The organism is Psychrobacter sp. 1U2 (genome assembly GCF_051847575.1).
The window spans coordinates 58,825-80,369 of sequence record NZ_JBPYDC010000004.1 but is presented as its reverse complement, the minus strand read 5'-3'; the positions used below and the strand labels follow the sequence as shown (position 1 = coordinate 80,369).

At 44.6% G+C, this 21,545-nt stretch carries 15 protein-coding genes; 5 read left to right on the top strand and 10 right to left on the bottom strand.

Going from position 1 to position 21,545, the window contains the following annotated elements; genetic code table 11:
* The first annotated feature begins 286 nt into the window (after positions 1-286).
* The 3 genes from ACS8FD_RS03210 to ACS8FD_RS03200 all read left to right on the top strand — a co-directional run bounded on the left by ACS8FD_RS03210 (position 287) and on the right by ACS8FD_RS03200 (position 5,570).
* Positions 287-3,250 carry an LPS-assembly protein LptD gene (locus ACS8FD_RS03210; protein ID WP_439274435.1) on the top strand — a complete coding sequence of 988 codons (2,964 nt, stop codon included), beginning with the start codon at positions 287-289 and terminating at the stop codon, positions 3,248-3,250.
* 100 nt (positions 3,251-3,350) lie between these two features.
* On the top strand, positions 3,351-4,748 hold the full coding sequence (locus tag ACS8FD_RS03205; protein ID WP_439274434.1) for a peptidylprolyl isomerase: 1,398 nt from the start codon (positions 3,351-3,353) through the stop codon (positions 4,746-4,748).
* A gap of 633 nt (positions 4,749-5,381) precedes the next feature.
* Positions 5,382-5,570, top strand: a complete 189-nt coding sequence (locus ACS8FD_RS03200; protein ID WP_439274433.1) for a hypothetical protein — start codon at positions 5,382-5,384, stop codon at positions 5,568-5,570.
* Positions 5,571-6,015: 445 nt separating this feature from the next.
* Here ACS8FD_RS03200 and ACS8FD_RS03195 read toward each other — a convergent pair whose 3' ends face one another.
* A complete protein-coding gene (locus ACS8FD_RS03195; RefSeq protein ID WP_439274432.1) occupies positions 6,016-7,170 on the bottom strand; it encodes an endonuclease/exonuclease/phosphatase family protein in 1,155 nt (384 codons plus the stop codon).
* A gap of 309 nt (positions 7,171-7,479) precedes the next feature.
* Between ACS8FD_RS03195 and asd the strand changes: the two genes are divergently transcribed.
* Entirely contained in the window at positions 7,480-8,613 is a 1,134-nt protein-coding gene (gene asd / locus ACS8FD_RS03190) for an aspartate-semialdehyde dehydrogenase (RefSeq protein ID WP_439274431.1), read from the top strand.
* A 99-nt stretch (positions 8,614-8,712) separates the two neighbouring features.
* Here asd and ACS8FD_RS03185 read toward each other — a convergent pair whose 3' ends face one another.
* On the bottom strand, positions 8,713-9,357 hold the full coding sequence (locus tag ACS8FD_RS03185; RefSeq protein WP_439274430.1) for an SOUL family heme-binding protein: 645 nt from the start codon (positions 9,355-9,357) through the stop codon (positions 8,713-8,715).
* A gap of 191 nt (positions 9,358-9,548) precedes the next feature.
* Here ACS8FD_RS03185 and tgt point away from each other — a divergent pair, with 191 nt between their 5' ends.
* The gene (tgt, locus tag ACS8FD_RS03180; protein WP_439274429.1) at positions 9,549-10,700 is read left to right on the top strand and encodes a tRNA guanosine(34) transglycosylase Tgt; all 1,152 of its coding nucleotides are present in this window, start codon (positions 9,549-9,551) and stop codon (positions 10,698-10,700) included.
* A 135-nt stretch (positions 10,701-10,835) separates the two neighbouring features.
* Here the strand turns inward: tgt and ACS8FD_RS03175 are convergent, their stop codons facing one another.
* The 8 genes from ACS8FD_RS03175 to ACS8FD_RS03140 all read right to left on the bottom strand — a co-directional run bounded on the left by ACS8FD_RS03175 (position 10,836) and on the right by ACS8FD_RS03140 (position 21,416).
* Complete coding sequence (locus tag ACS8FD_RS03175) at positions 10,836-12,188, bottom strand: sodium-dependent transporter (protein WP_439274428.1); 1,353 nt, start codon at positions 12,186-12,188, stop codon at positions 10,836-10,838.
* Positions 12,189-12,508: 320 nt separating this feature from the next.
* Positions 12,509-13,288 carry an acyl-ACP--UDP-N-acetylglucosamine O-acyltransferase gene (gene lpxA / locus ACS8FD_RS03170; protein ID WP_439274427.1) on the bottom strand — a complete coding sequence of 260 codons (780 nt, stop codon included), beginning with the start codon at positions 13,286-13,288 and terminating at the stop codon, positions 12,509-12,511.
* Between the two features lie 66 nt (positions 13,289-13,354).
* Positions 13,355-13,864, bottom strand: a complete 510-nt coding sequence (gene fabZ, locus ACS8FD_RS03165) for a 3-hydroxyacyl-ACP dehydratase FabZ (protein WP_439274426.1) — start codon at positions 13,862-13,864, stop codon at positions 13,355-13,357.
* A 129-nt stretch (positions 13,865-13,993) separates the two neighbouring features.
* Entirely contained in the window at positions 13,994-15,010 is a 1,017-nt protein-coding gene (gene lpxD / locus ACS8FD_RS03160) for a UDP-3-O-(3-hydroxymyristoyl)glucosamine N-acyltransferase (protein ID WP_439274425.1), read from the bottom strand.
* 171 nt (positions 15,011-15,181) lie between these two features.
* The gene (bamA, locus tag ACS8FD_RS03155; RefSeq protein ID WP_439274424.1) at positions 15,182-17,647 is read right to left on the bottom strand and encodes an outer membrane protein assembly factor BamA; all 2,466 of its coding nucleotides are present in this window, start codon (positions 17,645-17,647) and stop codon (positions 15,182-15,184) included.
* Positions 17,648-17,908: 261 nt separating this feature from the next.
* Positions 17,909-19,288, bottom strand: coding sequence for an RIP metalloprotease RseP (gene rseP / locus ACS8FD_RS03150; protein ID WP_439274423.1), 1,380 nt, complete (start codon positions 19,286-19,288; stop codon positions 17,909-17,911).
* A 37-nt stretch (positions 19,289-19,325) separates the two neighbouring features.
* A complete protein-coding gene (ispC, locus tag ACS8FD_RS03145; RefSeq protein ID WP_439274422.1) occupies positions 19,326-20,534 on the bottom strand; it encodes a 1-deoxy-D-xylulose-5-phosphate reductoisomerase in 1,209 nt (402 codons plus the stop codon).
* A 72-nt stretch (positions 20,535-20,606) separates the two neighbouring features.
* On the bottom strand, positions 20,607-21,416 hold the full coding sequence (locus ACS8FD_RS03140; RefSeq protein ID WP_439274421.1) for a phosphatidate cytidylyltransferase: 810 nt from the start codon (positions 21,414-21,416) through the stop codon (positions 20,607-20,609).
* Between the last annotated feature and the right edge of the window lie 129 nt (positions 21,417-21,545).

Sequence of the window (21,545 nt, the reverse complement as noted above, 5' to 3'; positions counted from 1 at the left end):
GTTTTTTTTGACTATCATAAGTCAAAATAATTGTTGCTTTGCTAATTATTGAACAAGTAAACAAAGGTTAACTGGGTCTTTATATCGGTACAAAGCTACTGTAGTAAACGACCAAACAGATCCTATTGTTAAATAATTGAGATTAAATCACTAACAGTAAGTGATACTTATAAAATGTATATCGAGTGGTTAGCTTCTGGTTTGATACTCGCTTTTAAAATCCATTGACTATCTGTCTCCATCGTAACCCAATTGGCTAATAGGCTCTACAATCATAGGTGTGCCCTTGTTATATTCTCCGCTCTACCAAAGCATTCGCATGATTCTATTCGGTGCGTTAAGTTTATCTAGCTTAACGGTCAGTGCCGCTATCACCGATGACGATCAACAGATGCGCGAGCCTGTGGTAGCTGAGGGAATTGAGCGCCCATTGGCGGATCTCGATACTGCTAGCGCTAATGAGTTAGCTCCTATGGCGCCCATAAATGAAAGTGCCACTATAAGCTCAGGCGCCGCTATAGATAACGCTTCTGCGTTAGAAAACAATGATGACTCTCAAATAGCGACTAGCACAACTACAGAACCAGTCGCTATCGCTGACTCCACTATCGACTCTGATACGGGCATTACGGATACTGACCCTGAAAACCTAGATCTTAATGACGAAACTATCCAAGATAGCTTAATGCGCTTGGCGGAATTTTATGAATTAAAACCCAATAGTGATGTTGCTAATAAAGCTACGGTGCTACCCGATGGCACTAATAACCTAGTCAATAGCGACCTACCTGTCGCTAAGCTAGATGATTCTTTAGCAGCAAAACAAACCCTGCCAAAGCTAGGGAGCAATTTAAAAGTCATCCCTATTACTGTTGACGATGCGCCACGCTGTGAAGGTCAATGGGTCTATCCTAATAGCAATCCGAATTACCAGCGGGCGATAAACGAAGCCAATAGCGACGCAAATGCCCCTTTAAACAATCAAGATTCGATATTCGCTGAATCCGACTATGGTTATTATGACAATGTCGACTATGCTGAGCTGTCAGGGAACGTAATTATCGATCAAGGTGAGCAACACATCGAGGCTCAAAAAGTAGTTTTAGATCTCAGCAGTGGCGTGGCAGCAGCACAAGGGCAAGTCATGTTCACTGACCAAGCGATCGGTAATACGCCAAACCGCGATACAAGACTCAGTACCGGGAACGAGCGCGGAACTGCCGCTCTTAATGATAGAGTCACACAAGGCGGTTTGATTGGCGTCGCTGATAGCCTAGCTTATAATACAAAGAACCAGCAGTCGACGGCCCGCGACGTCGCTTTTGCTAGCGTCCCTCTGCAAGCGCATGGTTATGCCAAACAGCTCAATCGCCCTAATGAAAGTCAATACGAGCTTGATGGCGTGATGTTCACTACCTGCCCGCCTACTGACCGTAAATGGCAGCTCGAAGCTAAAAATATCGATTTAGATACCGATACTGGTCGCGGCGAAGCGTATAACACCACTTTCAAAATCGCCGATGTGCCGGTGCTTTATTTGCCCTATTTCAACTTCCCTATTGACTCACGTCGTAGCAGCGGCTTTTTATTACCCAACGCCAGCGTCGGTAGTGAAAACGGTCTAGAAATTGATGTTCCTTATTATTTCAATCTAGCACCTAATTATGATGCCACGCTCAACACCCATCTTTATACCAATCGTAACCCGATGCTCTCAGGGGAATTTCGTTATCTAACAGAAGATTATGGTGAGGGCATACTTAACGGCTCCTACCTGCCTGATGATAGAAAGTATGATGGTGAAGATCGTAGCAGTCTGTTTTATGATCACTACTGGTCCTCTAACAGTATCCCGCGCTTGAGCGGTGATGCTAAATACAGCTATGTCTCTGACGCCGATTACCTTAATGATTTTGATACCTTAGGGTTATCTGACAATACCCTCAATCTGCCGCGCCGAGCTCGGCTTAATTATTATAATGACTACATCAATGGTGAACTCAAAGTTGAAACCTATCAAACTTTAGATGCCATTACTAATACTGGTGAGCAGTTAGAAGATAAAGATAAACCTTACTCGCGCCTACCTCAGTTATCGCTCAACTATCGCTTACCTTGGTCAGATAGTATAAACTTCACAGGTGTTCATGACTCAGCTTACTTTAAGAAGTCGATTGACGACGGCTCGGAGGCCGAGAAAAGTGGCGTTAGAGTCTATAATAAGCTAAGTGCCGCTTACCCTATTGAGGCCGCGTGGGGGTATATCAACCCTAAGCTGAGCTTACAGCATCTGTATACCTCCTACGATCAAGATAGCTTAGACGCTAATAATCTCGACGAAGATGATGGTAGCCAGTCCGTATTTGTCCCGCAAGCGAGCATTGATGCTGGTCTGAATTTTTACCAATCAGGCTCACCTTTTGGCGCTTTTGATGAAACGATGGGCGGTTATCAGCTGCTTAGCCCGCGGCTAAAATATACCTATTCCCCTTTTGAAGATCAGAACGATATTCCTAACTTCAACACACGTATCGCTTCTATCAATTATGAGCAGCTCTTCTCAGATAGCTGGTTCTTAGGGTATGACCGCCTGCAAGATTTGCACGCTATTACTCCTGGTATCAATTATCGTTACATCGACGCAACGGGTGTGACACGTTTTGATGGTAGCATTGCAGAGCAGTTTTATTATGGTGATGGTCGGGTGACTTTAGAGGGTCAAACGCCAGTATTTAATACTGACTCATCAGGAATGGTATGGAATGCCAGCACTCAACCCTACAATAACGTCTGGGTAGATGTCAGTGGCGCGCTAAACAGTAGTTATGATCTCAATTACCTCACTACTGAGCTGCGCTATCAGCCTTCAAATAATAGCTTATTCAACGTCGGCTTCGTAAAGCGTCAGGAAGATAAAAACACCAATCAGCTTCCCATTTCAGCCTTCACTGCATCGGCTATTTTTCCGATAAACAGTAACTGGCGAGTTCTGGCACAAGGGCAGTATGATTATCGGCGCAACCAAACTCTCGATGCTTTAGTCGGGATAGATTACGAAGATTGCTGTTTTGGCTTTGCCGTTTATGGTCGTCGTTATTATAATGATTTGAATATCAACGATAAGCCTAATCAAGCGATCATGGCTGAAATTAGGCTTAATGGTTTAGGCAGTGGCAGTGGCCGCTTGACTCGCCTATTATCAGATAAAGTATTAGGGTTTGAGCCGACACAAACCGCCTGGAAAGACTAACAAACAATCTACCCTATCGCTATATAAAGTTGGATTTTGCCTACAAGTGCATGCCGCTGATCAACCCATAACCGATATGATGACATCAATAAGGATTATCATGAGACTTTTTTCTTTACGCCAGACTAACCGAGCCATACTAATGAGTATGGGCACCAGTCTGGGTCTTATACTTGCGTTTAATGCTCAAGCGGCTACTGTTGAACCTACTAATAATCAAGCAGCCGGTGTTGAGAGCCAAAATACCAGCCGCATAACGCCTGCAACCAGTACCGATGGCATTATTGCCCTAGTCAATGATAATGCTATTCTAAAAAGCGAACTGATTAATGCTGTCGTTCAAACCCAAGCCAGAGCGCAAGCTGCAGGCCAGCCTATCGCCAACTCACCACAACTGCAGTCCGAAGTCCTGAATGGCTTGATTCAACGCGAGTTACAGCTCTCTCTTGCCAATAGACTTGGTCTACAACCTGATGACGCGGCCATCAATCAGCGTTTAGCGCAGATTGCTCAAGGAGAAGGCGTCAATAGCTTAGCCGGCCTACAACAAAAACTAGATGCCAACCAACCAGGTAGCTATGCTGCCTTGCGAGCGAAGTTGTTTGAAGATGCAGCTATTCAAGCCTTACAACAACGCCAAGTCAGTAGCCGAGTCCGTATCAGTGAACAAGATATCGATGCCTTTTTGGCTTCCCCTGAAGCGAAGCGTCTCAACCAAAATGAATACCAGACCATTCACGTACGTGTGCCTTACATTGATGACTATAGCCGTCTCTCAGCCGCTCAGCGCGAGCAAGCGCTTGCCATAGCAAAAACCCTGCGTACACGTTTATTAGAACCTAATGTCGACGTTGCGGCAGCGATAACTGCCGTGCAAGGCAGCTACCCTATTCCACTACAAGGTGGCGATATGGGCTTTCATAGAGCTGCTGCGCTACCGACTGAGCTATCAAGTCAGATTACCAAGCTTGAAGTTGGGGAAGTGAGCGCGCCTTTGGTCACTCCAGAAGGAATCGATATCGTCAAATTAGCCAATAAAACCGTTAGTGACAAAATGATCGTACCACAATGGGATGTTCGACATATCTTGGTCAAAACTGATGAATTACAGACCGACAGCCTAGCTCAGCAAAAAATAAACGACCTCTATGAGCAGCTCCGTCAAGGCGCAGATTTTGCTAGCTTAGCTTCGACTTACTCTGATGATCCAGGGTCTGCTGGACGTGGCGGCGATTTGAACTGGGTTGGCGAAGGTGAAATGGTTGGAGAGTTCGAAGCGGTCATGAAGAACACGACCGTCGGTGACTATTCCGCGCCCTTCAAAAGCCAGTTTGGCTGGCACATACTGAAAGTCGATGATAAGCGTCAACAAGATGTTAGTAATGAATATCGCCGTGATATGGCTCGTCAAGCCTTATTTCAACGCTTAGCGCCTCAAGCGACAGAAGACTGGTTACAAGAGCTACGGGCGGGCGCTTACATTCAAGTGATTGAATGATAGCGCTTAGCTCGTTTATAGTCATTTATAAACTTAGCTCATTGACTTAAATTTATTCGCTTCAATCAGCTCAGTGTTCAAGGATATATGCTAAAGCATATATCCTTTTTTTGTGCTTAAACAAAATCTTATCGCTTTATATTGTTGCGCTGCGAGTTCTCTTACGTTAATTGCTCAATCGTCTTTATTAACGAAATGTTTGTTTACTTTTACTTTATTAACACTTATTATCAGACAATTGTTTTTATATTACTCAAAAATATTACAATTTCAGGCTCATATTGGAATAACAGCCCCTATTAGCCTACATTTATCTATAAAAATAAACTACAATAAAAACAAACACTTAAATACAAAACCTTATTTATTGATACGCAAATATGCTTTGAAATCATTATTGCTATTGATAAGGTAGCTGCAGCAAATCTAAGAAATTCATCGGCTTTATACCTATAGCTCTAATGGTAATAATCATATGAACAATGATTAGCAATAATAAATTTATTATTACCATTAATAGCGCAGTAATAGACAATAATAGGAGAAAATATGATAAGTAAGGGTGACAAGTTAATCTGTACAAGTGGAAACTATTTTTATAAGAAAGACGAAATATATACCGTAGGCGAATTTGTGAATGACAAATATTTTGAACTATCTACGGGTCATAACGATGAGCACTGGTATGCCACCATTGATGAGAAAAGCATATATGTCAGTTTTGATTGTTTTACTGAAGAATGCGATGATGCTTGGTTTGCGGTAACTGAAGATAAAAATGATGACTGGCTGAGTGCTTATGATACCTTAGCTCATGTCTAAAAAACTGTTAGATGTTACGGGATATCTAGTTTAGACGACTTCATGTGACTTTAAACAGTTTTAAGGCTCATTATACTAAGAAGTCATACTTATCAGAACTGCTAAGTATTCAATGTTTGCTAGTAGCAATTTTTCTTAATATAAATTATGAACAAGAAAAAACCCGAACCTTGGGCAATAGGTTCGGGTTATTGATATTTCATTTTTTTATTATTATATCCTTGATGACTTACTTTAAGTCCACTCTAAGCCATTTCACACCGACTCATAACACTTGAGCTGACTCAAGTCTATAAGCCTCAACACTGCATCCTTGACTCTCCTTGTGTTGATGGGCCTATTATAGGCTGGTCTAACAGCGCTAGCTAGACGCCAAAAGCCCTATTTTCTGTACGCTTATGCTTACAGAGGATTCAAGTCATCCATTTATATAATCTAAAAATGCTTATACCGGTTTTACCGCCTGATCTTCTAGCGTTTTATTGTTTTCTTTAGCGTGTTGTTGCGAGACTTTTCGCCCCTCTTCCTTACCTTCTTCGATTTTATGATTGGTTTCTTGGATGTCTTCGGCATCGGTAGTAGGTGCGTTTTGCTCCTGTTTACTGGCTTCTTGCGGTTCATATTGTAAGGTAGTCATCACTGGAAAATGGTCGGAGCCAATGGATGGCATCCGGCTGATATCCACTAGCGTAAAGCAAGCACTATGAAAAATATGATCTAGCGCCCAACGTAAAAAAGGATACTTCACGTGAAAGGTATTGATAAAGTGACGACCAATACGTGGATCGAGTAAGCCTGAGATACGCTGAAAACGGCGTGTGGTTTTTGACCATGCCACATCATTGAGATCTCCTGCTAATATAGCGGTTTGCTCATGCTCTTTGATATGCTTGCCAACCATCAGCAGCTCCGCATCGCGCGTGGTCGATTTATCCGCTTCAGTAGGGCTTGGCGGCATAGGATGCAAGCAATACAACCAAACAACTCGGCCACTTGGTAGCCTCAATTGGCTGTGAATCGAAGGAATATCATCGATAATCAGATACTTAATCTCAGGATCTATGAGCTCAAGCTTTGAGTACAAGTGCATGCCATATAAGTTGTCTAATGGTACTTTGACCGTGTAAGGATAGTCAGGCTCTATCTGCTCAAGCGCTCGCTCCCACTTTTTATCTGTCTCTAAGGCGATCAAAATATCAGGGTTTTTATCCTTTACTAAGTTGACCAAATCTTGCTTTTGCTCATTGGGCGTCAACACGTTGGAAACCATGATTTTGATCTGATGCTCAGCCAGCGCTTCATCATCTTTAGCCTTTTGAACCTCTTTTTTCCATAACTGCGTATAAGGAAGCACCATTCTAAGCTGATAAGCTAAAGTAAGACTCAGAGCTAAAAATAATAGCCACTGGCCTACTTGCCACTCAGAGTAAAATAGAACCATCGCCGCCCAAGCAACGACTCCTAATACCATAATCTGAATGCGCGGAAACTCGACTACTCTGACCCACCAGTTATCGAGGGGCACCCAGCCCCAAATGGTGACGAAGGTGATGAGCCCTGCCAGCCATTGCGCGCCATAAAATAGTAAAGAGATATCCATAATATAGGTAACCGTTTATTAAAGTGAGAGCTGAACCAATAGCAAAGTCCAGCTTAGAGACAATGCTTATGATTATGTGAGGTTATGATGCTTATGCTTTAAGCCTAAATTTTTAAGCTTACTTTAGCATTTCATTAAGCGGATAAACATTATAAAACGTTACTGTTTAAATCTTATTAAAAGTAGAGAAGTTGAAGTAGAAGAAATTTATAGAAAAAATCTTGCTTTTTTGTTCTATTCACGGCATTGTTACTGGTTGTCCTTGTCACAAACTATGTCACAAACCATCGTACAAGAGGAAGGCATTTCATGAGTAATTTAACAGTAGGTTTAGTAGGCTGGCGCGGTATGGTCGGCTCAGTGCTAATAGAGCGTATGCGCGAAGAAAAAGACTTTACGGGTATCACCCCAGTGTTTTTCTCAACCAGTAACACCGGCGGCGATGCGCCAAGCTTCGATGGCATTAGCCCAAGCAAACTCAAAGATGCTCATGATATTAAGTCCTTAGCCGATTGCGATGTGATTATTACCTGCCAAGGCGGCGACTATACTCAAAAAGTGCACCAGCCCCTGCGTGATAGCGGCTGGGAAGGTTATTGGATCGACGCTGCTAGCACCCTGCGTATGGATGAAGATAGCATCATTATCTTAGATCCGGTTAATCGTAACGTCATTGACAACGCTTTGGCGAATGGCAAAAAAGACTTTATCGGTGGTAATTGTACGGTATCGCTGATGCTAATGGCCATTGGTGAGCTGTTCAATAGAGGCTGGGTCGAATGGGTCAGCGCGATGACTTATCAGGCGGCAAGCGGTTCTGGCGCTAATAATATGCGTGAACTTATCAGTGGTATGGGTATATTGCAAAATGCGGTCAAAGCTGAGCTGTCTGATCCTGCTAGTGCCATTCTAGATATCGATAAAAAGATCGCCGAGACTCAGCGCTCAGAAGATTTTCCTCAGCAGTATTTCGGTGTACCACTAGCTGGTAGTTTGATTCCTTATATCGATGCACAAATGGAAAATAAGCAATCAAGAGAAGAATGGAAAGGCGGCGTTGAAACCAATAAAATCCTTGGCAACGATGTACAGAGCAATATCCCTATCGATGGGATGTGTGTACGTATCGGTGCTATGCGCTGTCATGCTCAGGGCTTGACTATTAAGCTCAAAAAAAACATCCCACTAAGCGAGATTGAAGAGGCGCTAAAAAATAGCGATAATAAATGGCTAGATGTGGTCGAAGATACAAAAGAAGCCACAGTCGAGCGTCTAACGCCAGTAGCAGTGACTGGTACTTTAACCGTAGCTCTAGGTCGCCTGCGTAAGCTCAATATGGGGCCTGAATATTTAGGTGCATTTACTGTCGGTGACCAGCTGCTATGGGGCGCTGCAGAGCCTTTACGCCGGATGCTGAACATCATTCGTGAGCAAAACAGCTAAGTTAAAAACGAGTATTTCAATTACGTTTATTTGTAGAATAAAAAAGACAGCAAATGCTGTCTTTTTTTATTGACCCGTGTATTTGACTATAACTGGCTGTTATTCATAACGAATCATCACCTCGTTACGACGCATAAAAGGCAGCGTCCATGGCGGGTTGTAACGAGCCAGCTCAGGCTCCCCTACCAGCTGTAAATTCTGCTTTTGCATCCACTCTTTTAACTCAGTAGTCTTAGTTGCTACCTTATCAGTGCCTGTTAACCCCGAAAACTTAATAACCCCATAAGTTTGTACAGGTACTTGGCTAATCTTAACTGCAGGATTATTGGGCTTAGGCAGGGTCTGCATAGTGTATTGACTTGGCATCACAAAGCGTACTCGCCACTTACCGTCTGCTTGCTGCTGCGGTTGTTGCAGAGTAACTGGTGCAGTCATGGCAATTTTTTGTGATTGCTTGGCTGCGGCTTGCATTTTCACCGGAGCCGTCATACTGATTTTGTTGCTCTGACCACTGGGCGCAGTATTATTACCAAAGATATAATCGGCTAGTATCTTAAAACCCTTGTTACTCGCCTGTTTTTGATCGCCATCAACATAAGTTTCAGCGACGATTTGAGCGTCATAACGACGTAGCTCAAAATCTTCGCTTTTATTTAATACGCTATATTTTGGCTCTTCGGTCGCCATAGCCACTCCTGATAAACTTAATAGACTGCCTATTAATAGATAACGACTAACTGTCATCGCCTGTCTCCATCATTATTTGATAGTCCTTACTTTATAAGTGTCAAATACTATTGTCTGTGTCATTTGGGTAGAGAGCTATTAAAATAAAGGCTGTAGATTTCTCGCTTGACGAGGATAACGGTCATACAAAAAACCGCTAATAATGATATAATTAGCGCCATTTTCATAGCTCAGATAGCGATTATAATATGCAATTTACTTTACATAAAACTGCTAGCGGCGAGACACGCGCCCGCCGCGGTACCGTTCATCTCAATCATGGCGATGTACAAACGCCTGCTTTTATGCCTGTTGGCACTTACGGCACCGTCAAAGGTATGCTGCCTCGTGATATCGAGGCCATTGGCGCCGACATTATCCTTGGCAATACCTTTCATCTTTGGTTACGTCCGGGTACTGATATCATCGATCAGTTCGGTGGCCTGCATAAATTCATGCACTGGGACAAGCCTATCTTGACCGACTCTGGTGGCTTTCAGGTCTTCAGCCTTGGCGAAATGCGTAAAATCACCGAAGAAGGCGTCAATTTTAAGTCGCCTATCGACGGTGCCAAGGTGTTTTTGTCACCAGAAAAGTCGATGCAGATTCAGTACAGCTTAAACTCAGACATCGTCATGCAGTTTGATGAGTGCACCCCCTATCCTGCCACTCACGATGAGGCCAAAAAGTCTTTAGAGCTGTCGCTACGTTGGGGCCAGCGCTGCGTCGATGAGCATAACAGACTGGGCAGCACCAATGCGCTGTTTGGTATTATTCAAGGCAGTATGTACCCAGATCTACGCCAGCAATCGCTCGAGGGCCTGCTTGAGATTGGTTTTGATGGTTATGCCATCGGCGGCCTATCGGTCGGCGAGCCAAAAGATGAAATGATGGATGTACTAGACTATATCCCAGATGCGATGCCAGCAGACAAGCCGCGCTATCTGATGGGCGTTGGCAAGCCTGAGGATATCGTTGAGGCGGTACGCCGCGGGGTCGATATGTTTGACTGTGTCATGCCCACTCGTAACGCCCGTAATGGTCATTACTTCGTCACAGGCGATACAGACAATGCAGGCGTAGTACGTATCCGCAATAGCCAATATCGTAACGATGAAGGCCCACTAGACCCTGAGTGTGATTGCTATACTTGCCAAAACTTTAGCCGTGCCTATTTATACCATCTCAATAAATGTAAAGAGATGCTAGGCGCGCAGCTGGCTACCATTCACAACCTGCGTTATTATCAGCGCTTAATGCAAGGCATCAGAGACGCCATCGAGCAAGATACCTTTGATGCCTTTGTCAGTGAGTTTTATGCCAAGCGTGGTCAAACGGTGCCTGAGCTAAACTTACGCTAACTCTTTAAACGCCTATCTATCTCTCTGCATCCTTATCTATCATTCAGACCAAAAAAGGGCTTAAGAAAATTCTTAAGCCCTTTTTGCTGCTTGACTGATGTATGCGCCATTCAAAAAGGCTAATGGCCAAACGTTTTAACCCATTAATGTGGTCACAAACACGATAACCACTGCGATTGGCGCTACAAACTTGGAGATAATCTGCCATAGCGTCCACGTACCATTAGACAGACCAAGCTCTTGCTGAACACTGCGCTGATCCATCTGCCAGCCAAGGAAGATAATCGCCGCCAGACCCGTAAGTGGTAGGATAAACTTACTGGTGAGCTTATCTAAAGCATCAAAGATACCGTTGCCCATGATCGTAAAATCAGCCCATAGGTTAAACGACAACAAGGCTGCGATACCAAGTAGCCAAATCACAATACTCGCCACGATGGTCGATACTGTACGGCTCATCGAAGTACGCTCTTCTAAAAACTCCACCGTCGGCTCAAGTAGCGAAATCGATGAAGTGATAGCGGCAAAGGTAATCAACAAGAAAAACAAAGTACCGATGATCGTACCTGCGCCCATGCTACCAAAGGCAATTGGCAAGCTGACAAAGATAAGACCAGGGCCTGAGGCAGGATCTAAGCCATTGCTAAAGATAATCGGGAAGATCGCCAGACCAGCGGCCAAGGCAATCACGGTATCCAAGATAACCACTGTACGGGCGGTCTTGAGTAAGTTAACTTCACGGCCCAAATAAGAGCCATACGCAATCATAATGCCCATACCGATAGATAGAGTAAAGAACGCATGACCAAGCGCAGCAAGCATCACGTCTGCAGTCAGCTTGCTAAGGTCTGGAGCAAATAGGTAAGCAACCGCTTCACCAAATCCTCCATTCATGACGTTATAACCGACGATGACAAACAAGATAAGACCCAATAATGGCATTAACACCTTGGCGGTTTTTTCGATACCACTTGTCACCCCTATACCGACGATGATAGCCGTCAGCACCATAAACACAGTGTGCCAAATGGTCAATGTACCGGCTGAGGCCAGCATAGCATCAAATGTCGCACCAACTGCGTCGCCATCTTGGCCAACAAACTCACCTGAGGCGATTTTGGTGATATAGTTTAGCGCCCAGCCACCGATGACACTATAAAACGATAAAATTAAGAAACCGCCCAAAATACCTGACGCACCTACGATACCCCAGCTGCGTGACTTGCCTTGGCTGGCGGCCACATCAGCAAAGGTATTGACTGGGTTTTTTTGTCCGCGGCGACCGATCAACCACTCAGCGACTAGAATCGGAAAACCTACTAACGCGATACAGAATAAATAAGCGATAACAAAAGCGGAACCCCCACTTTCACCGACCATATATGGAAATTTCCATATATTTCCCAACCCAACTGCCGACCCTACCGCTGCTAGCACGAAGCCAAAGCTTGAGCTCCATTGTGCGTGTTGTTGTTTATTCATAGCCATCTTTTCCGTCCTCTTGCTTCAATTAATACTACTGATAACCTTCCTTGATTATCATAAGCCGCCCATCATAATGCTTAAGCGAATTATTAAACGCCCCGATATGAAGCGTCCAGTAACATTAAGAAAAAATTGTTTACAATACCGTAAACGCTCAGTTTCTGCTAAGCAACCAAAAAAGTCAAGTGCCCATAAATATAAAAAGCCATAACAATTGGTTATGGCTTTTTATCATTTTACCTATAACTAACAAGAGTTTGGACTATCAACAATCCTTTTTATCATAAATTGTGGCTAAGCCTAATCAATTGTCTACTAACCACTTAGCGCACGACACCGCGTTTGCTGTGCTCTAAAGAGTCAATGAGTAGCTGGATTTTTGGCTCTTTGGGTAGCAGCTCATTTTGTAAAGCCTCAAGCGCTTGCACAGTGGTCAGACCAGACCTAAAAACGACACGGTAAGCTTGACGTAAGACGTCGATAGTCTGTTTCGACCAGTCTTTTCGGCGCATGCCTTCTATATTTAGACCATGGGCACCCGCGGGATTACCTGATACCATCGTAAAAGCCGCGACGTCTTTTAAAATAAGGCTCGCTCCGCCTACTAAGCTGTAATCATCAACGCGGCAGAACTGATGAATACCAGAATTACCACCGATGATAGTATGATCGCCGATGGTCACGTGTCCGGCGATGCCAACATTATTAGCTAAGACATTGTGGTTACCAATAGTGCAGTCATGGGCAATATGAGTGTTGACCATCAGTAGATTATGACTACCAATTTTGGTGATAGTAGCGTCTTGCGCGGTACCGCGGTGCAAACTACAAGCCTCTCGAATAGTATTATGATCGCCAATCTCAAGCCAAGTACGCTCACCGGCATACTTTAGATCTTGGGGATCTTCGCCTATACTAGCAAACTGATAAAACTGATTATGCTGCCCTATACGCGTCAACTTAGCCACTACCACATGACGATGCAAGATCGTGTGAGCGCCGATAGACACCTCATCACCAACGATACAATACGGTCCTATAACCGCCGTTTCATCAATAGTCGCAGAAGGTGAGATGAGTGCTGTAGGGTGAATCTGGCTCATAGTACAGGCCTTAGTATCATCTAATTCAATGGAATAATAAAAATAGCTAGCGCTGGTTTATCAGGGTTATTTCTCTTGACGAGCAATCATAATCTGCGCACTAACGGCTAGCTGCTGCTCAACGTGAACCGTACAATCAAACTTATAAATGCCTTGCTTTTGCATAGTAATCTTAGAGCGAATAATAAGCTGATCTCCTGGGATCACTTGACGTTTGAAGCGCACCTTATCTACTCCTGCAAACAAGTATAGATAGCCATCTTCAGAGGTTAGGCCGGCACTAATAAACCCTAAAACCCCAGAAACTTGCGCCATAGACTCTACCATTAACACCCCTGGCATAATAGGCTCATCAGGGAAATGGCCATTAAAAAACTCTTCGTTAATGGTGACATTTTTTATACCCGTGATCCACTCGCCAGGTTTACAAGCAGTAATCCGATCTACTAACATAAAGGGATAACGGTGCGGCAAATAATGCTTCAAATCGTGATAAGTCAGCGGTAAAGTCAGATCGTTTGTTGCTAACTTATCGATATCTTCATCCGTTAATTTATCGAAATCAATGGCACTCATAATGGGCTTCCTTGCGGTACTCGCAATTAAAATACAAATTAAAAACGTTCACTTCTAAAATAGTTACTTTTAAAAAACCACTTTTGAAATAATCAGTTTTGCTTAGACTGTTGTGTTAAAAATATCCGCTTAATCATTACCCATCTGGCGAAAACGTACCGCCGCCCGTCGCCATTTGGCTGTTGGCATCGCTGCTGTACCAGATGAATACGAGCCTGAGGTTTTAATCGACTTTGTCACCATAGTCATGCCAGATAAAGTCACATCATCAGCAATCTCAATGTGACCGGTGATACCGACAGCACCGCCAACGATACAGCGCTTACCAAGACGAGTGCTACCAGCGATACCGGTATGAGCGGCAATAGCAGAACCAGCGCCGATATGAACGTTGTGCGCTATTTGGACTAAATTATCGATAATCACATGATTGCCTATAACCGTATCATCAATAGCGCCGCGATCGATACAGGTATTGCTCCCTATTCGCACCTGATCCCCAATGATCACACGCCCTAGCTGAGCAATACGCTCCCAGCCACTATCACTCGGATTTTTGGTTGGGGCGAAGCCAAAACCTTCGCTACCTATACTAGCGCCGGCGTGAATTCTCACTTGGTTGCCGATGATACAGTCATGTCCGATCACCACTTGTGACTTAAAGTGACAACGCTCACCAATACTCGTATCAGCCCCAATAACTACATGAGCATCAAGACAACTGCCTGCGCCTATCTGCGCGCGCGCGCCAATCACACAAAACGGCCCTATGCTGACACCTTCACCGATGATAGCACTATCAGCAATGCTTGCTGTAGGGTGTATGACGCCAGTCTCAGGCTTTGACTCAAATAACTGAGTACTACTCGCATAAGCCAAATACGGATTGGCAACGACCAAAGCTATCGTCGGTGCGCGGGCAATCTTAGCATGCGGCTCACTGACTAACACGGCTCCAGTCTCACTAGCTGCAAGATAAGAGAGGTATTTTGGATCCGCCAAAAAGCTGAGCTGGGTGCTAGTAGCGGTAGCCAAACTGCCGACGCCGCTGATTTCAAAATCAAGCTGCTCAGGGCTTAGCGCCGACTTGTTCAGTACAGGTTGGCGCTGCTCAATTTGTGTAATGAGATGCTCAATGGTAGTCATAGTCAGTAACACTGCTAATAGTATAGTAAAACAATATAGTGAAATTAGGCACTAAGCTAAGATAGGCTAACAGTTTAGCTCAGTCATTCGTAATGCTCTATCGCTTAAGAGCTGACGTGATAGTCAGCTCTAAATAAAGCCGTTATGGCAGCGCATTAAAAGCAAGGTCAATTAAAAGGTACTACCAATTTGGAACTGGACTTTTTCGGTCTCGTCGCCTTCTTTGTCGCCAATAGGTACCGCATAACTGATCGAAATAGGCCCGATAGGCGTGTACCAAGTCACGCCAGCACCGGCGCTAAAACGCAGATCATTGTCTTGCGTTAATAATGGCACTTTTTTAGTTTTGTCTGGGTTATTAGGATCGCTGAGATCAGGCAAATTATCTGAACCAGTATTTGGATTGACGAAGTTGCGATCTTCTCTATCGGTAGTATCAAAGACTTGTCCACCTTCCGCGAATAATACCGGACGTACTTGATCCGCCCAGTCGCCTTTGAATGGCATAGGCAAGATAAGCTCAGTACCAAAGCTTGCTAAGGCGTTACCACCGACCTCTTCGTCTCTAACACGGTTCACACCGTTAATCGCATCGATGTAAGCTTTCGATCTAGGGCCTAAACTTGAGGACTCATAGCCACGTACAGAGCCATAACCACCAGCATAAAAGTTTTCATAAAAAGGCAAGTCATTACCATAACCAAGCTTAGTATAACCGCGTGCAATCACATCTTTATAAATCGGATAGTAGACGTTACCGCGATAAATGGCTTTTTGATAATCGGCATCGCCAAAGCCAATAGTCGCATCGACGCTATGGCTCATGCCCTTCGTTGGAAATACTGGGCGATCGAGCGTGCTATAGTCCCAACCAAGGAGTAAATTATAGTTGGTATAGTCATTTTTGAAACCTGTACGCCCAGAAAGTTCGTTTTCTTCATTGACGAAGTTCTCAAACGAGCCACCATTTTCGAGGATTTGATCAACGTTAGACACGCCAAGGAAACGCCCGCCGCGTACTGAGGTATTATCGATGTTGATACCAGCGCTTACACGTTTAGTCTCGTCAACAGGATAGCTATAATTAAGCGTTGCCCCATAAGAGTCGGTGACATAGTTACTGACGTTTCTATCATCATATTTGGTCTCACGGTAATAAGCACTAACCCCTTGTGAGACGCCATTTTCAGTGAAGTAAGGATCGGTATATCCTAAGCTATAAGAGTCGCGCGTCTCTGAGCGTGAAAGTGCGGCATTGACGCGGTTACCGGTGCCCATAAAGTTGTTTTGAGTGAGGTCTAACTGGAAAGTTACCCCGCCACTTTGCGAATAACCAGCAGCAATAGTTGAGCTGCCTGAGGGTTGCTCTTCAACGGTATAGTTCACGTCGACCTGATCTGGCTGATTAGGCACTGACTTAACATCAACGTTGACGGTCTTAAAAAAACCGGTACGTAGTAGACGGGTACGCGATAGCTGAATTTTTTCGTTAGAGGCCAGCGAGCCTTCTAACTGACGCATCTCTCGGCGTAGTACTTCGTCTTGGGTTTTTATATTGCCATTAAAATTAATACGGCGCACATAAATAGGTCTTACCGGATCGATGTAATAGTCAACATCGACGATTTTAGTGTCGTCATTGATACGCGGTACAGGGCGAATTTGCGCTAGATAATAGCCTTCGTTGCCATAGCGATTTTTGAGTGCAGCAGTGGTCGCATCGAGCTTCGCTTGCGAGTACTGTTCATCAGCACTAAAAGTCACAAGCTCACCTAGCTCATTGATATCGAATTTGGGCTCACCTAAGAAGCTGATATCACCGAACTGGTATTGATCACCTTCGGTTAAGCTGATTTCAATAAAAACGCTTTTCTTATCTTCACTAATATTAAGTATGGCATTGTCTACGTTGAAGCGCACATAACCATCGTTTTGGTACAGCGCTTGTAGATTCTCTAAACTCGCGGCTAACTTTTCTTTAGCATAACGATCTGACTTAGAGATGATGTTCGTCCACGAGGTTTCTTTTACCGCGAACACATCCTTAATCTGTTCATCACTAAAGTGCTTATTACCAATAACATTGATATCGACCACTTTAGCAGCTTTGCCTTCAACAAAGCGTACATCAAGCTTGACCCGATTACCATCAAGCAAAGTCTGATCCACTTCGATACTACTGTTATAATAGCCTTGAGAGATATACTGCTGCTGTAACTCATTAGCAACACCTTGTAGCGTCGCTTGCTTGAGGACGTCGCCAACTGATAAGCCAGCATTTTCTAGGCCTTGCTCTAACCCTTCTTTGGGAATGAGCTGGTTACCCTCAAAATTGACTTCAGCAATGACCGGGCGCTCAATAACATCAAAGGTCAGCTGATTGCCCTCAACACGGCTTTGAATGTTAGCGAAGTTGTCAGTAGCATATAAAGCTTTAATACTAGCCGCTAAGCTGGCATCGGTAACGGTATCACCGACGTTGATAGGCAACACTGGATAAAGACTATCAGGAGTCAGGCGTTGTAATCCAGTGAAACCAATGTCAGTTGCCACAAAATCTGCCGCTTGTGCAGAAACACTCATCATTGCTACCACTAACGGCAACCCAGCCGCGCTCATAAGTAAAGGCGTACGCATAAATACTATCCGTCAATAAAAAACTTGCTTAAGTTAAGGTAAAAAGCATATTTTGTCTATCTCATTGAGACCTTGCCTGCGCCCCGATAAGATAGAATTAGAACACTTTATATAAAACGCATCATAAAATAAACTAAAAGTTACGTTAAATAAAGCTTAGCTATTATGAGTATTGTTTATTACTATTTGTATAATGTTAGGTACAATCCTGCGCAGGCGTTAGTGTAGCGCATTTAGCTCGATATGTCGCGCCGTGTTCGCTTAAAACAGCCGGCTAATATCATTACCAATCGCTAACACCATGAAACCTGCTAGCAAGAGTAGACCGATATTTAAGCCAGCGATTTGCACGCCTTCTGGTAGCGGTTTGCCTCGTATGAGCTCAATAACGTAATAAACGATATGACCGCCATCCAATATCGGAATGGGTAATAAGTTCAATACTGCCAGGCTAAGGCTGATCAAAGCGGCGGTAGATAGTACCATCTCCCAGCTAATATCGAAGCTTTGCTTAGCGACTTTGGCAATAGTGATGGGGCCGGATAAATTATCTAGCCCTATCATACCTGAGAGCATTTTCCCCATCGAGCTGACTGTCATTACCGCTAATTGTTCCGTTTTTTCAAACGACTTTACTAATGACTCACCGGGCCCATAAACAACGGTGTTTTTGTAGGCGTCAGGGATGACTATATCGGTCTTAGCGACCATCGCGCCAATCTGTCCGTAGCGATTGCCTAAATTGTCTTTTTTGCCTTGCGGCATGATTTGTAGCTGCAGCGGAGCGCCGTCACGTAGCACAGTGAAGTTGAGCAGTATCTCTGGGCTATCACGTATGATACGCGTAGCACTAATCCAGTCGTTAATAGGTGTGTCGTCGATAGCAGTGATCTCATCGCCCACTTGTAACCCTTGCAAACTAGCAGCGCCATCAGGAGTTAAGTCGCCAATAACAGGTTCAATAGTCGGCTGCCACGGTAGCGTGCCAAAGCTGGTCAGCGCATCTTTGCCTTGCGCCTCTCCTTGCATAAAATTGGTCACTGGTGCTTGATAAGTGGTTCGCTGAGCGCTTGCCCCCGCAGCTTGTGATTGTAGTGTGACGCTTACTTTATCGGTCTCACCCATGCGACTTGCTAAGCGATAGTTAATGTTCTCCCAAGTCTGCACTTCATGGCCGTCAATAGCGACAATCTTCTCACCCGCTGGTAGCTGCGCCATAGCGGCTGGCGTGTCTGGTAATACCTGCCCGATGTTAGTCGCTAGCTGCTCTGAGGGCGTCATAAATAACACCCAAAACAAAGCAATGGCGATGATGAAGTTCATGATAGGGCCAGCGGCGACGATAGCTATTTTCTTTAAGGGATGCTGGCGATTAAAAGCTAAGTGCTGCTCCTCTTTTGCCACTTCACCTTCGCGCTCGTCAAGCATCTTGACATAGCCACCAAGCGGCAAAGCAGAAATCCGGTAGTCTATGCCGCTACGTTTACTCGTCCAACCAGCAATCTTGGGACCAAAGCCAATAGAATAGGTCAACACCTTGACGCCGCATAGACGCGCAACGATATAATGCCCCCACTCGTGCAAAGCGATCAGAGGGCCTAGTACAAATATAGCGGCAAGCAGCGTTAATATAAAATTCATAGGCGGATCTCAACTTAGGTATAGGTTTGAGGGGACCTCAAACCATCTGGCCAATAAGCGTCTGCGTATAGCGACGAGCAGCCTCATCAATAGCTAAGATATCATCGATACTAGCATCAGCAGCTAAGGTCGCTACCTCGACTTGGCTAAGCGCTTGTTCATTGATATCTGCTATATCGGTCAAGCGTACCCGCTCCGCTAAAAATGCGGCAACCGCAATCTCATTAGCCGCATTCAACACAATAGTGGCCTGAGTCCCTGCCTGCATCGCTTGCCGTGCTAGACGCAAACAAGCAAATTTTTGTAGGTCTGGCGCGATAAACTCCAAGGCGTTTAGTGCAAATAAATCCAAGGGCTGTGAGCCACTATCGATACGCTTAGGATAACTGAGGGCATGGGCAATGGGCGTCTTCATATCCGGACTACCCAGCTGAGCCAAATAGCTACCATCGTTATATTCTACCATTGAGTGAATGATACTTTGTGGATGAATCACCACGTTTATCTTACTTTCTGGCAAATCAAACATATGACAGGCTTCAATCAGCTCCAAGCCCTTATTCATCATCGTAGCTGAATCGACAGATATCTTCTGCCCCATCGACCAGTTGGGATGTTTCACCGCCTCGGCGACTCCCGCTTGCTGCATGTGCTCAAATGAATGCTGCAAGAAAGGCCCACCAGAGGCCGTTAGCCATAGCTTACGGACACCATGATTGGGCTGATGGATTTGGGTATTGTCTTGTTGAATAGCCAGTGGCAAACACTGAAAAATCGCATTATGTTCAGAATCGAGCGGTAGCAAGGTGGCATTGTGTGTTTTAACGGCATTTATCATTACCTGCCCAGCCATTACTAGCGCTTCTTTATTGGCTAATAAAATACGCTTGCCAGCCCGTGCGGCCGCTAGCGTCGAGGCCAATCCTGCTGCGCCAACGATAGCCGCCACCACTGTATCTACTTGACTGTCTGCAGCGATATCATCAAGACCTGTAGCGCCGCCAACAACCTCAGTGTTAAGTCCTGCCTGCACAAGTTTCGCGGCGAACTCATCGATCTTATCTATAGGCACACAAACACGCGAAGGGTTGAACTGTCTGCACAGCTGTAGCAGTTTATCTAAGCGCTGGTGACCAGATAAGGCGTAGACTTCAAAGTCGTCACTATGCGCCGCTAAGATCGCTAAAGTGCTATCCCCGATAGAGCCAGTCGCGCCAAGTACAGCGATGCGTTGTCTGTGAGTCATAAGCTGCGGTGCCTATAATGTTATTAAAAGTATTATTAAAATAAGTAAGAACTAAATAGCGAATTAAACCATCTAAACAACGAGCAAACCAAGCTGCTGTAAACCTAGAAATCCTAAAGCAAAGATAGGCGTCGCGGATAGTAGTGAATCGATACGATCTAGTATGCCGCCATGGCCTGGTAGGATAGTTCCTGAGTCTTTAACTTTGGCGCGGCGCTTGAGCATCGATTCAAACAGATCGCCTAACACCGATATCAAAATAGTTACCACAGATAAAGCTACAAAAGCCAGTAGTGCTGTACCGGTCAATTGCAGCATAAAGACACTAATACCGATGACCACTAACAAGCCGGTAACGACTCCGCCTGCTAGTCCTTCCATACTTTTATTCGGAGAGACGTTCGGTGCCATTTTACGTTTGCCAAACTTTCGACCAACGAAATAAGCGCCACTATCCGCACACCAAACCAGTAAGAACACATACATCAGCCACCAAGGCGACTGTTGCCATAAAAAGAACATAGCCGTAATAGCAGCGACTAGTATTACCATCCCCATAACCGACAACTTACGACCATACCAGCTGGTATGAGTAGGAAACTTGCTCACCCAAGATAAGGCCATCAGCCATATGATTAAAGAAGCTACCCACCATAATACCCACGTCATCGGAAATACTAGTGAGATGAGCGTCAGCGCTAAAACGATCAACACAAAAACTGTCGGCTGACGCCATTTCGGCATAAGCTTCGTCCATTCATGGGCTGCAATCGTCACACCAATAGCCAGTAGCGGCGCAAAGAATATAGGCGTTTGGCTTGCAAATAGAGCAACACCTACAATGATAATTAAGACGACTGCTGTTCTAATCCGTTGCCACATACCAATCAAGCCTTATACTAATTAAAGAGTACTCTAGGGGGTAAGGGGTATCCGAGAGACGACAGACACGGTTTATCGCGTGCCAATTATGACGAGATAACGTAGAGCTATCACATTATTTTAAGCTCA

Bases quoted from the DNA above. Each gene is read 5' to 3' on its own strand.
- ACS8FD_RS03205 (WP_439274434.1), top strand. From the start codon at position 3,351: ATGAGACTTTTTTCTTTACGCCAGACTAACCGAGCCATACTAATGAGT.
- ACS8FD_RS03195 (WP_439274432.1), bottom strand. From the start codon at position 7,170: ATGGATATCTCTTTACTATTTTATGGCGCGCAATGGCTGGCAGGGCTC.
- asd (WP_439274431.1), top strand. From the start codon at position 7,480: ATGAGTAATTTAACAGTAGGTTTAGTAGGCTGGCGCGGTATGGTCGGC.
- ACS8FD_RS03185 (WP_439274430.1), bottom strand. From the start codon at position 9,357: ATGACAGTTAGTCGTTATCTATTAATAGGCAGTCTATTAAGTTTATCA.
- tgt (WP_439274429.1), top strand. From the start codon at position 9,549: ATGCAATTTACTTTACATAAAACTGCTAGCGGCGAGACACGCGCCCGC.
- ACS8FD_RS03175 (WP_439274428.1), bottom strand. From the start codon at position 12,188: ATGGCTATGAATAAACAACAACACGCACAATGGAGCTCAAGCTTTGGC.
- lpxA (WP_439274427.1), bottom strand. From the start codon at position 13,288: ATGAGCCAGATTCACCCTACAGCACTCATCTCACCTTCTGCGACTATT.
- fabZ (WP_439274426.1), bottom strand. From the start codon at position 13,864: ATGAGTGCCATTGATTTCGATAAATTAACGGATGAAGATATCGATAAG.
- lpxD (WP_439274425.1), bottom strand. From the start codon at position 15,010: ATGACTACCATTGAGCATCTCATTACACAAATTGAGCAGCGCCAACCT.
- bamA (WP_439274424.1), bottom strand. From the start codon at position 17,647: ATGCGTACGCCTTTACTTATGAGCGCGGCTGGGTTGCCGTTAGTGGTA.
- rseP (WP_439274423.1), bottom strand. From the start codon at position 19,288: ATGAATTTTATATTAACGCTGCTTGCCGCTATATTTGTACTAGGCCCT.
- ispC (WP_439274422.1), bottom strand. From the start codon at position 20,534: ATGACTCACAGACAACGCATCGCTGTACTTGGCGCGACTGGCTCTATC.
- ACS8FD_RS03140 (WP_439274421.1), bottom strand. From the start codon at position 21,416: ATGTGGCAACGGATTAGAACAGCAGTCGTCTTAATTATCATTGTAGGT.